The organism is Ochrobactrum sp. C6C9 (assembly GCF_022627935.1).
Classification (GTDB): domain Bacteria; phylum Pseudomonadota; class Alphaproteobacteria; order Rhizobiales; family Rhizobiaceae; genus Brucella; species Brucella teleogrylli.
In genome coordinates, this window is the sequence record NZ_JABXGB010000060.1 from 1 (window position 1) to 11,362 (window position 11,362).

An 11,362-nucleotide genomic window follows, 5' to 3' on the forward strand; every position below is an offset into this window, starting at 1 on the left:
CGATTGCCCGGGCAACTCCCAGTCCGTAGATGACGCCCACCGCGCCATCAAGCCAACCGGTATGATTCTGCGAGTCGGAATGCGAGCCGACGAGAAGCCGCCGCCGCGCAGAAGTGTTTTCGCCGACGATGTTGCCGATCCCGTCCATGCGTGACGAGAGGCCGGCTTCCTGCATACGCGCCACCAGCCAGCGGCGCGCCGCCATATCCTCCGGCGAAAAGGTGGGGCGATGGACACCTGTCTTGTAGGCTCCGAACGTACGGAGCCGGTGCAGGTCGGCGAGGAGGCGGTCCGGTTTGATGATGATGGCGGGCATGGCTCTATCGCTTGCCGAGATGAGGCCTCGGCACGTCCTTCGAAGTGAGGTTAACATATGGTCGGCAGCCGCTCAGGCGGCGTCCTGCTTCTTGCTGACGACCGCCGCCAGGAACGCTTTGGTTCGAGCCTCCTGCGGATCTTCTAATACCTGCTCGGGCGGGCCGGTCTCCACCACGCGTCCGTCCGCCATAAACACGATCTTGTCCGCCACCTCGCGGGCGAAGTTCAGCTCGTGTGTGACGATGACCATGGTCATACCTGTCGCCGCGACATCACGCATGACCGCTAACACTTCGCCGACGAGTTCGGCATCGAGAGCGGATGTCGGTTCGTCGAAGAGCATCAACCGTGGCTGCATCGCTAGCGCCCGGGCGATCGCGACCCGCTGCTGCTGCCCACCCGATAAGTTGTTGGGAAAGGCGTCGGCCCGGTCGCCGAGCCCGACGCGGGCAAGAAGGCCCATCGCCGTGTCCCGCGCGGCCTGCCGGTCCTGCCGCAGGACCCGCGTCGGCCCTTCCATGACGTTCTCCAGCGCCGTCATGTGCGGAAAGAGATTGAACCGCTGAAACACCATGCCAGTGATCCGGCGCTGGCGGGCGATCTCCTTGTCGGTCAGGCGGTGCACGACATCGTTCTCGACGCGGTATCCGGTCAGTTCGCCGTCGAGATAGAGCGCTCCCATCTCGATCGTCTCCAGCTGGTTGATGCAGCGCAAAAACGTGGTCTTGCCCGATCCGGAAGGGCCGACGATGCAAACGACCTCGCCCGGCATGATCTCGATGTTGATATCGTGAAGGACCTGGTGGTCGCCAAATTTCTTGCCGAGCCTGACGGCCGATACGAGGGGTTTCATCCGTGCCTCCCGCTGTTTGCGAAGCCGCGCGCGAAACGCTTTTCAATCCACATCTGCACGACGGAAAGAAGGGAAACGATCGCCAGATACCAGATGGTGGCGACAAACAGCATCTCCATGATCTTGGCGTTGCTGTAATAGATGTCCTGGGCCGTTCCGAGCAGTTCGCCGAACCCGATGATGCTGGCAAGCGCTGTCACCTTCAGCAGGCCGATGAACTCGTTGCCGAGCGGTGGCACGACCACGCGCATCGCCTGCGGTAGGATGATCCGGCGCAAAGTATCGGAGTAAGTCATGCCGATCGACTTGGCCGCCTCGTACTGGCCGATATCGACGGCCAGCATGCCGGAGCGGATGATCTCGGACGTGTAGGCGCCCTGATTGAGACTCAGAGCGATGAGCGTCGCGGCAAGCGGTGTCATCACGACTACCGTCTTGGCTTCCCACAGGCCGGGAATACCGATCGTCGGAAAAACAAGGGCGAGATTGTACCAAATGAGGAGCTGTAGGATCATGGGCGCGCCGCGGAACAGCCATGTGTAGAACATGGCGGCTGAGGACAGCACCATGTTCCGCGAGGAACGGGCAATGGCGGTCAGGATGCCGATGACGATGCCGATCGCCATGGCGATCACCGAGATGACGACGGTGGTGACCGCACCCCTCATGATGCGCTCGCTGAACATGTACTCCCCGACGACCGGCCAGTCGATGGTGCCGACCGCGAATGCGTAACCGATGTAGGCTCCCGCAGCCAGCAGGACGGCGGCGGTTGCAAGGCGCCCGAGGTGAAGCGGGCGCGCATGCTTGAGTTTCGAGATGTCAATGACGTCCATATTCGGCTTTCGCTGGTCGTTTGTCCGGTCTTCGAGAGGGAACGAGAGCGTCACGGCGCATCACCCGCATTGACGGTGGGCGCATCGAGCGCACTGGCGTCGAGGCCCCATTTTTTGACGATCTGGAGATATTCCCCGGACTTGAACAGGTCCTCGAGCGTCTTGAGGATCGTATCACGCAGTTCAGTGTCTTCCTTGTTGAAGCCGATGCCGATGCGCACGTTGGTGAACGGCTTGCCGACGACGCGGAAGGGGCCATCCGTACTCGCGAGCACGGTTGGGATCGCTTCGGTGCCCTGCACAGCGCCGACCGCGCGCCCCTGGTTGATATAGAGGAACTCGGATGCCATGTCGGTGTCGGTGATCACGTCGATGGCAGGAAGGCCGGCGGCAACACAGTTTTCTTCGCTCCATTTTTTGACCGAGTCTGGATATGTCGTGCCGCGATTGGTGGTAACGACCTTACCGCAGAAATCCTTCGGCTCCTGGATCTCAGTGTTCTTGTCGAGCGTGTAGAAAGTAGTGCCAGCGCTGAGGTAATCGACGAAGTCAAAGCTCTCGCGGCGTTTCGGCGTGTCGTACATCCCGCTTATGATGAGGTTGATGCGGCGCGATTGCAGGTTGGGTGTGAGGCCCTCGAAGCGGGAATGGACGAATTCGACTTCCAGCCCGAGCTTGGTCGCGATTGCGCGGATGAGGTCGACGTCGAAACCGACGAGTTCGTTCGTCTTGGGATCGATGAACTCCATCGGCGGGTGGTCGCGCTCGGTGCCAACAATCAGTTTGCCGGAGTCCTTGATGTCCTTCGGCACGGTTTGGGCGAAGACGCCGCCGGTAAATAGCGTGGCGGCGAGGGCTGCGGTAGCTAGAATTCCAATTTTACGCATTGTTCCCTCTTTATTTTGGTTTGACTGATACTGAAACGCTTCAGGCTAACGCACCGGGCGAACGATTTGCGGCACCGGCTGCTGCCAGAAAGGTAGTTTCTCCTCGCGCGGCTTCCATTCTCCGCTATTCACGAGACCTTGCACATGCGCCGCGATCTCCTCCATCGTGGCGAACCAGACGTCTCCCTTGGCATGCATGTATTCGATGAGGTCCACCATGGCCTGGGCACGAGCGGGCTTTCCCGACACGAACGGATGCCACACCGAGGACCAAAGGCCTCCGTTCGCCCAAGCAGCATCAAATTCCGACCGGAATACCTGCATGGCCTGCTGTGGCGATTGGATCGGCAGCATGTGATTGAAATCGCGCATGTTTACATATTGCGGCCAGTCATCCAGCGCGTGGTCCGAAGGCAATTCCAGGAGTGCCCCCTTGTCACTGCGTATCAGGTAGGGCACGTCGTCGCCGGATAGCGAGGCGTCATAGGCAAAGCCCTCGTCAATCAGGAGGTCGAGCGTGGCGGGCGAGAAGGCACCGGAGGGGCAGCGGTAACCGACCGGCCGTTTGCCGGTGATCCGTTCGATAGCCTGGATGCCGGCTTTCAACACTGTCGCCTCGTCGCCTGCGTCGAGGGCGTTGACCCGCTCGTGCAGCCAGCCATGATGGCCGATTTCATGTCCGGCTGCAGCCAACTGCTCCACGGCTTGCGGGTAAGTTTCGACGCACCATCCGGGAACGTACACCGTCTGCTTGATACCGTAGTGTTCCCAGATCCGGATAAGCCTCGGCACCGCGATTCTCGGGCCATACCGCAAGGCCGAGGAGAGAGTGATGCGGCGCATCGAATCTTCGGGGTAGTAAAGGTGCAGCAGGCTTTCCGCGTCGAGGTCAAACGCGAAGCAAACAGCGCAGCGTGCGCCGTTTGGCCATTGCGGTGGGTTGTCGATGAGTTTGAGCAAAAGGCATTCTCCATTCTGCGACCGCGCGCGACCGGCGGCTCTGGTGATGGGAAGACCGGCTGCCTTCATTATTTTGTCGATAGGTTGCGCTTCCCACTTGAACCGCGCTCAATATATTGACATGTTCTATGACTACAAACTTAGTGTCAACTCTAAAAATAGAGGCTAGCTCAATTTTGACGATATTGCTTATTCCCATGACCGTGAGGAAGGACAAGACATGACCGGAGGACTGAGGATCAAGCATCGCAAGAAGCGGGTGGAGCAGGTGCTTGACGCCGCCGATGCCTTGTTTCGCGAGCAAGGTTATGAGATCACGAAGATCGAGGAAATCGCCGAGCTGGCTTCCGTCGCACCCGCATCGGTCTACAATTACTTCAAGAACAAGCCGAACCTCCTAATGGAGATTGCGGTTCGCCACGTGCAGGCAGCCCTGCCCGAGCGGCGCAAGTACCTGGAAACCCTCCCTGACGATCCGGTAGAAGGCATCCTGGCCTTCGAGCGCCTCCTGGCGGATCAGGCCGTGCGCCACCTTACCCGCGAATGTTGGAGGGTGGTCATGTCGGCGCAGTTCCTGGACACCGGCGGCATAGCGCATCGGACCGGAAAGCGCCTCGACCTGCTGCTGCGGCGCCAGTACATGCGCATGCTCGCGGTCTACCAACAAAACGGGCGGATCAAGCCCGACGTCGATCTCTCCGTGCTCTGCGATCTGCTTCTCGGTATCGGCAGCGCTGCGCTCGCCCGGCTCGTCACTTCGAGCACGATGAAACCTGAAGCGATGCGCGAATGGGGGATCCCGCACTTGGAAATGGTACTGCGCGGGGTTATCGAAGAATCCACGTAACAAAATTGGAGTCAACTCCAAATTTATACTTGCACAGTCTTCTCGTATCCCCTATGCATAGATGGCGGCCCACGCGGCATACTCTTTGTGCCAGGCCAATCTAAAATTTTCTGAACCGCCTTGACGCGCAGCGGCCATTCTCTTGCGAGAACGGTGACGGCCTGTTGCGCCTCGAGAGCGGACACGGGAGCGCACATGACCAGAAGCAATTTTTCTTTCGCCCAAAACCATGCCCTGGACTGGCTCGATGAAAATCGTGCGCTCATCTCCATCTGGCATCAGACGATTTGGTCGTTTCACGAGCCTTCTTGGCGCGAATACCGCTCGTCCCAGTGGTATGTCGATCGGCTCCGGGAAGAAGGCTTCGAGGTCGAGCAGGGGTCTGCCGGTATGCCGACCGCCTTTTGCGCGACCTGGTCGAATGGTGACGGACCCGTTATCGGCGGCTACGCCGAATACGATGCCGTGCCCGGCCAATCCCAGATCGCTGAGCCGCGCCGCGCGCCGAGGCCCGGAACGACCAAACATGCCGCTGGCCACACTGATCCCCATTCCGCGCTCGGCATGGGGGCTTTCGCTGGCTTTCTAGCGGCCAAGAAGGCCATGGAAGCGCATGGCATCACTGGTACTCTGCGGTTCTTCGGCGAGCCGGCTGAAAAGATGTGCGGTTCCAAGCCGGTCCATGCAGCCCACGGCTACTACGACGGGCTGGATGCCGCGATCAGCTTTCATCCGCATTCCTTCAACGCGCTCACCAATGGCTGCTTCTGGGACACGACCAGCGCGCCCTATTGGAGCCGAATTTATACGTTCGAATGCGATACCCCGGAGACCTGGCTCGACCAAAGTCGAGGCGGCGCCGTAGCGCATGCACACGCGACCGCGCGCGCACCGGGTGCCATCGACGCCGTGTGCCTCATGTACACCAATTCAAAGATGATGAAGGAATCCTTGCTGCCCCACACCGGCGCCTGGACCCTCAATGAATTCATTCCCGTCGCCGGGCAGGCAACGGCCGACAACCTGGCGCCCGCCTATTCGCAGATACAGTATTCCATGCGGGCTCCGAAACTGGAAATGTGCGAGACCGTCTTCTCTGTACTCGACCGCAATGCCGAGCATATCGCGGCGATGACCCATTGCACCTGGCGCGCGGACTGGATCACAAAGACCCGCGCTGGCCTACCAAACCACACCCTTGCTGAACTCACCTTCCGAAATTTCGAAAAGCTCGGCGCGCCGGTATGGAGCGAAGCGGCCAAGCAATTCGCCCGCGAGGGACAACGCAATCACGGCATCGAGCCGATGGACGAGCCCTTCATCGACAACATGATGCGGCTGACCCCGCCACAGGAGGGTGAAGACGCCTTTCGTCAGCAATTGCCGGCCTGGCAGCTCAATTACGCCGCGGACGATTATGTCGAATACACCTGGCACGCGCCGACGGTCCGTCTTTATGTCGCCCGTCCAACGCTTAAGCCGGATCCGGCCGGCAAGCGTTATGGCGAGTGGCTTCGGCACGCCATGAACGGCGACCCAGCCTGTATCGATCCGATGTGGAGCAAGGCGGCTGACGTCATTTCCACGACGATCCTCGACATGATGACGGATCGCGCGGCCCTCCAACGCGCCCAGCAGGAGTTCTGTGAGAGAACCGGCGGAGGGGTTGGCGGATCGCGATGGGTGCCGCCACAGCTTCCTTCCGATTTCCAGGCGCCAGTAGACCATCGCTGGCCGGAATGGATTGTCACGCCCCGCGGTGACGAATGGTCCGTGCTCTAAGGCGGATCGTCTGTGAACTCAACACCCTACAAGGAGAACACGATGCCAGTACCTTCGCATGACGAGGTTGTCGCCTTCGTTGCGGCCAACCGCTTCCCCTTTCCGGGCCAGACGACATGGCCCGCCAATTACACCACTTTGACCAACGCTCCGGAAAAAAAACGTGCGGTGCGCGGTCCCTCGGGCGAATACTACCCCGACATCGTCGTGATCGACTCCGACGGCAATACGCGCGAGATCGGCGACGTCGAGGAGGTTCTTGATCCGGCAAAGGTACCACTCTGGAGGGCGGCTTCCGAAGCCGGCGATCCGCTGCCGGAATACGAAACGCGCATCTTCTTTCTGTATGTTCCCGAAGGTCAGGAAGAGGCGGCCAAGAGCCTCCTGGACACCAACAAGATTTCCTATGCGGGCGTGCGCGGCTACCGGTCCGATGAAAGTGGAAGGATCAGCATCGTACCCTTCGTGACGCGCGGCAATCCTTACGATCACCAGTAAGCCCTTCCCCCGCGCCCTTTGTCAAGGGCGCGTTTTACGGGTCAACGGACTGCCTCTGCTTGGCCGCTGACCCATTTTTTTGTCTGGAGCCCTTTATGACCAGCCCCTCACTGTTGTCTATCAGCCCACAAGCCGTGGCGGCGCCAGCGAGCGGCATCGCCGCGATTATGAAGCATGGTTTTGGACGATCCGACATCATCCCGCTTTGGGTTGGCGAGGGCGACCTACCGACACCCCCCGTGATCTATCGCGCGGCGGCGACCGCGCTTGAGCAGGGCGAAACATTCTACATGCCGCAGCCGGGTATCCCCGAGCTTCGCCGCGCGCTCGCCCAATATCATGATCGCGTTTATGGCAGTCTTTTCGGTAAACAGTTCGAACCCGAGCGTTTCTTTGTCACGGGGTCCGGAATGCAGGCGATCCAGTTGGCGGTTCGGTTGACTGCGGGGGTCGGTGAAGAAATCCTGGTGCCGACCCCCGCCTGGCCGAACTTCGCCGCGGCTGTCGGGGTAGCTGGCGCCCACGTCCGGGAGGTCCCCATGCGGTTCGACCGGGCCGGCTGGATTCTGGATCTTGCCCTCCTCGAGGGCTCGATCTCAGCGAAGACCCGCGCGATCTTCCTGAATTCCCCTTCGAACCCGACCGGCTGGATCGCGGATCACCTCCTTCTTCAGGCGATCCTGGACCTCTCCCGGAGGCATGGCCTCTGGATCATCGCCGATGAGGTTTATGGTCGGTTTACCTATTCCGATGCCTTGACTGCACCGTCGCTACACTCGCTGATAACCGAAGAGGATCGCGTCCTTTTTGTGAACACCTTCTCGAAAAACTGGGCGATGACCGGCTGGAGGATCGGTTGGATTGAGGCCCCGACGTCCGTCGGCCCCGCCATCGAAAATCTGATCCAGTATTCGACTTCTGGCGTCGCGGTATTTATGCAGCGCGCCGCTTGCGCCGCGCTGTACGATGGCGAGGCGTTTGTGGCCGCGCAGATGGAGCGGTGTCGCAAAGGGCTTGAGGGGGTCTCCTCCATCTTAGCAACCTCTTCCCGCATTCACTTTGCGCCTGCCGGAGCCTTTTACCTGTTTTTCGGCATCGACGGGATCGCCGACTCCACGACATTTGCCGGAAGGCTGCTGCAGAAAACCGGAGTTGGCCTCGCGCCAGGGCGAGCATTCGGCATGGCGGGCGAAGGCTACTTTCGGCTTTGTTTTGCCGGGGAAACGAAGGAACTCACGACCGCGGCTGAGCGGCTGCTTAAATTCCTCGATCACGACACCTGAACGACAAGGAGCGCGCACTAATGCAAATGCACATCGCCGAATGGAAGTATCGGGTCGAACTGGCGGCGTGTTACCGTTTGATAGCCCATTACCGGATGGCAGATCTCATCTATACACACGCCACACTTCGACTGCCCGATTACGGCAGTCGCTTCCTGATCAATCCTTACGGGTTGCTTTGGGAGGAAATTAGCGCTTCCTCTCTGGTCACGATTGATCTCGACGGAAACAAAATCGGAGACAATCCCTATCGGGTGAACCGAGCCGGCTTTGTAATTCACAGCGCCATCCACGGTGCGCGGCATGATGCACTCTGTGTTATTCACACGCACACAAGAGCGGGTATTGCCGTTTCCAGCCTGCAGGAAGGCCTTCTCCCGCTGAACCAGATCGCTCTAGGACTGGAGCCACATGTCGCCTATCACGACTACGAGGGCATAGCGCTTGATATCGGGGAGCGCGACCGAATTGTTGCCGACCTTGGAGACAAGCGAGCGTTAATCCTTCGAAACCATGGACTGCTAACGGTCGGACGCAGTGTCGCAGAGGCGTTCAACTTAATGTATTATCTTAATCTCGCTTGCGAAATCCAGGTTTCGACGCTTTCGATGAACCGCAAAATCAACCTGCCTGAAACTTCGGTCAGGTCCAGGGTGGCTGAGCAGGCAGACATCGTTTCATTCGACGAAGGCGATCTCGTTCTGGAGTGGGATGCTCACCTGCGGCTTCTCGACCGGATCGACAGGTCCTACCGGCGATAGGCGATGCAAAACCAGGCCCTGAAGGGCGCCGCCCTCGTGATCGTCGCCATGACTCTCTACATACAGAATGATGTCGCCACCAAACTGCTGACTGAGCGGTTCGATACCCTTCAGGTCATGATGGTTCGAGGCGTGATCGGCGCCGCTTCGCTTCTCTTTCTCTTAAGGCTGAGTGGTACTACTTACAGCTGGAGGCACGCGCTAATGCCGGCAGTGATAATCAGGTCCGCTTGCGACGGACTTGCAAGTCTCGCCTTCGTCTTTGCCCTGGCTGAAATGCCGCTGGCGACACTAACCGCCATCATGATGCTCGCGCCCGTTCTTTCTGCTGCTATCGGCGCCCTGATCTTTGGTGAACGGCTGACGAGAAGACTTACAATAAGTGTGGTGCTTGGCTTCATTGGCGTAATGATTTTCGCGCGGCCGATCTCCACCGGGGTGAACTTGCCCCTGTTTCTTGCATGCTCTGCTACTCTTCTTCTTAGCGCTCGTGATCTGTTCACACGACAAACGTCGGCGGATATTTCATCCGGGCTCGTCGCCCTCTTAACGACGCTCTCGGTACCAGTGCTTGTTGCACCGATCATTGCCACTCGAGGCTATCTGCCGATGCACCCTCAAGATTTCATGCTTCTTGCGTACGCAGGGGTTTTCGCTGCTGCAGGTACCTGGATTTTTGTACAAGCAACGCGCATCGCCACGCTCGCTGAGATCGCTCCGTTTCGTTACTCTGCCCTACCTTTGTCACTAGTGGCCGGCTTCATCGTTTGGGGAGACCTCCCCGATGTAGCAATGCTGGTGGGGTCACTGTTGATTACCGTTGCTGGCATTCTCGCGCTCGCCAGTCGTTCCGCACCAAGTCATCAAGGATGAGCACCGAAGGTTGTTGCCCGCAGCAACGTAAATGCCTAGGTTATTCGCTCTTTTCTATGGGTCATACAGCCTGTAGCCAACTGTACCCTTGTCTTTAGGGGACCGCTACGTGCTCGGTCACTAGTCTCCCCAATGCCCGAGAAAACGGCATCCAAGTTCTTAGCGATTGATTAAACAGTCTGAACCGCCCCGGGTTTGCCGGAGGCTCCAACTTCCAAATAGGATGGAGCCATGACGAGCAAAACGACGAACAAGTTTTCCCCTGAGGTGCGCGAGCGTGCCGTGCGGATGGTGTTGGATCACGAAGCTGATCATTCCTCCCGCTGGACTGCCTGCCAGTCGATCTCCGCCAAGATCGGCTGTTCGGCGCACACTCTACTGGATTGGGTAAAGAGGGCCGAGATCGATGCCGGCAGGAGGGCCGGCTTGCCGACGGACACGGCCGAGAAGATAAAGGCTCTTGAGCGGGAGAACCGCGAGCTCCGGCAGGCCAATGAGATCCTGCGCAAGGCGAGCGCTTATTTTGCCCAGGCGGAGCTCGACCGCCCATTCAAACGATGATCGCGTTCATTGACGATCACCGCGAGGCGCATGGGGTCGAGCCGATCTGCAAGGTGCTGCCGATCGCCCCATCGACGTACCACGATCATGTCGCCAAGCGCACTGATCCCGCGAAGCTGTCGGCGCGGGCGAAGCGGGACCTGGAGCTCAAACCGGCGATCGAACGCGTCTTCGCCGAGAACTTCGAGGTCTACGGCGCGAGGAAGGTCTGGCGGCAGATGGTGCGGGAGGGCTTCAATGTCGCGCGCTGCACGGTCGAGCGGCTGATGGCCGATCTCGGCCTTCACGGTGTTGTTCGTGGCAAGCCGATCCGCACGACGGTGCAGGACAAGGCCGCGCCGTGCCCGCTTGACCATGTGAATCGGGTCTTCCACGCGCCGGCTCCGAACAAGCTCTGGCTCTCGGATTTCACCTACGTCAGCACCTGGTCGGGCTTCGTCTACGTGGCCTTCGTCATCGACGCCTATGCGCGCCGTATCGTCGGCTGGCGGGTGAGCAGGACCGCCCACGCGAGCTTTGTGCTCGACGCTCTCGAACAGGCCCTGCACGAACGCCGGCCCGTTCATCGCGGCGGTCTGGTTCATCATTCCGACCGCGGATCGCAATATGTCAGCATCCGCTACACCGAGCGCCTCGCCGAAGCCGGCATCGAACCGTCTGTGGGCAGTGTCGGCGACAGCTACGACAACGCGCTGGCCGAGACGATCAACGGCCTCTACAAGGCCGAGGTCATCCATCGGCGCGGACCATGGCGAAGCTTCGAGGCCGTCGAGTTCGCCACGCTGACCTGGGTCGACTGGTTCAACAATCGCCGGCTGCTGGAGCCGGGGGTGCGGACGAAAACTTGGACTATCAGGGAGGTAGTTCATGTATTCCTACGAAGACCGGATGCGAGCCGTTACG

10 protein-coding genes, 2 pseudogenes and 1 other annotated feature are annotated in these 11,362 nt (G+C 59.7%); of the genes and pseudogenes, 7 read left to right on the forward strand and 5 right to left on the reverse strand.

Annotated elements, in window-relative coordinates; translation table 11 throughout:
- The 5 genes and pseudogenes from HWD97_RS23510 to HWD97_RS23530 form a co-directional block, all read right to left on the reverse strand.
- Positions 1-316: pseudogene (locus HWD97_RS23510) on the reverse strand (Zn-dependent hydrolase); the annotation flags it as partial.
- A gap of 72 nt (positions 317-388) precedes the next feature.
- A complete protein-coding gene (locus HWD97_RS23515; RefSeq protein ID WP_109365675.1) occupies positions 389-1,171 on the reverse strand; it encodes an amino acid ABC transporter ATP-binding protein in 783 nt (260 codons plus the stop codon).
- Positions 1,168-2,007, reverse strand: a complete 840-nt coding sequence (locus tag HWD97_RS23520) for an amino acid ABC transporter permease (RefSeq protein ID WP_109365674.1) — start codon at positions 2,005-2,007, stop codon at positions 1,168-1,170. Before HWD97_RS23520 ends, HWD97_RS23515 begins: the two co-directional genes overlap by 4 nt.
- Before the next feature lie 50 nt (positions 2,008-2,057).
- Complete coding sequence (locus tag HWD97_RS23525; protein ID WP_109365673.1) at positions 2,058-2,894, reverse strand: ABC transporter substrate-binding protein; 837 nt, start codon at positions 2,892-2,894, stop codon at positions 2,058-2,060.
- Between the two features lie 45 nt (positions 2,895-2,939).
- Positions 2,940-3,854 (reverse strand): polysaccharide deacetylase, encoded by a 915-nt coding sequence (locus tag HWD97_RS23530; protein WP_109366387.1) that lies wholly within the window; start codon positions 3,852-3,854, stop codon positions 2,940-2,942.
- A 220-nt stretch (positions 3,855-4,074) separates the two neighbouring features.
- Between HWD97_RS23530 and HWD97_RS23535 the strand changes: the two genes are divergently transcribed.
- From HWD97_RS23535 to HWD97_RS23565, 7 genes and pseudogenes are all read left to right on the forward strand, one after another.
- Positions 4,075-4,701, forward strand: a complete 627-nt coding sequence (locus HWD97_RS23535) for a TetR/AcrR family transcriptional regulator (protein WP_109365672.1) — start codon at positions 4,075-4,077, stop codon at positions 4,699-4,701.
- Positions 4,702-4,896: 195 nt separating this feature from the next.
- Complete coding sequence (locus HWD97_RS23540; protein WP_371835738.1) at positions 4,897-6,483, forward strand: amidohydrolase; 1,587 nt, start codon at positions 4,897-4,899, stop codon at positions 6,481-6,483.
- Between the two features lie 42 nt (positions 6,484-6,525).
- Positions 6,526-6,981, forward strand: coding sequence for a hypothetical protein (locus HWD97_RS23545; protein WP_109365670.1), 456 nt, complete (start codon positions 6,526-6,528; stop codon positions 6,979-6,981).
- A 95-nt stretch (positions 6,982-7,076) separates the two neighbouring features.
- Complete coding sequence (locus tag HWD97_RS23550) at positions 7,077-8,264, forward strand: pyridoxal phosphate-dependent aminotransferase (RefSeq protein WP_109365669.1); 1,188 nt, start codon at positions 7,077-7,079, stop codon at positions 8,262-8,264.
- A gap of 26 nt (positions 8,265-8,290) precedes the next feature.
- The gene (locus HWD97_RS23555; RefSeq protein WP_244597059.1) at positions 8,291-9,025 is read left to right on the forward strand and encodes a class II aldolase/adducin family protein; all 735 of its coding nucleotides are present in this window, start codon (positions 8,291-8,293) and stop codon (positions 9,023-9,025) included.
- 3 nt (positions 9,026-9,028) lie between these two features.
- Positions 9,029-9,898: a DMT family transporter gene (locus HWD97_RS23560; RefSeq protein WP_109365667.1), complete on the forward strand. Its 870-nt coding sequence runs from the start codon at positions 9,029-9,031 to the stop codon at positions 9,896-9,898.
- A gap of 231 nt (positions 9,899-10,129) precedes the next feature.
- Positions 10,130-11,286 (forward strand): annotated as a pseudogene (locus tag HWD97_RS23565) (IS3 family transposase); the annotation flags it as partial.
- Positions 10,414-10,530, forward strand: a sequence feature (AL1L pseudoknot). Its footprint overlaps the pseudogene before it by 117 nt.
- Positions 11,287-11,362: the final 76 nt, after the last annotated feature.

Bases quoted from the DNA above. Each gene is read 5' to 3' on its own strand.
- HWD97_RS23540 (WP_371835738.1), top strand. From the start codon at position 4,897: ATGACCAGAAGCAATTTTTCTTTCGCCCAAAACCATGCCCTGGACTGG.
- HWD97_RS23520 (WP_109365674.1), bottom strand. From the start codon at position 2,007: ATGGACGTCATTGACATCTCGAAACTCAAGCATGCGCGCCCGCTTCAC.
- HWD97_RS23535 (WP_109365672.1), top strand. From the start codon at position 4,075: ATGACCGGAGGACTGAGGATCAAGCATCGCAAGAAGCGGGTGGAGCAG.
- HWD97_RS23525 (WP_109365673.1), bottom strand. From the start codon at position 2,894: ATGCGTAAAATTGGAATTCTAGCTACCGCAGCCCTCGCCGCCACGCTA.
- HWD97_RS23550 (WP_109365669.1), top strand. From the start codon at position 7,077: ATGACCAGCCCCTCACTGTTGTCTATCAGCCCACAAGCCGTGGCGGCG.
- HWD97_RS23560 (WP_109365667.1), top strand. From the start codon at position 9,029: ATGCAAAACCAGGCCCTGAAGGGCGCCGCCCTCGTGATCGTCGCCATG.
- HWD97_RS23555 (WP_244597059.1), top strand. From the start codon at position 8,291: ATGCACATCGCCGAATGGAAGTATCGGGTCGAACTGGCGGCGTGTTAC.
- HWD97_RS23545 (WP_109365670.1), top strand. From the start codon at position 6,526: ATGCCAGTACCTTCGCATGACGAGGTTGTCGCCTTCGTTGCGGCCAAC.
- HWD97_RS23515 (WP_109365675.1), bottom strand. From the start codon at position 1,171: ATGAAACCCCTCGTATCGGCCGTCAGGCTCGGCAAGAAATTTGGCGAC.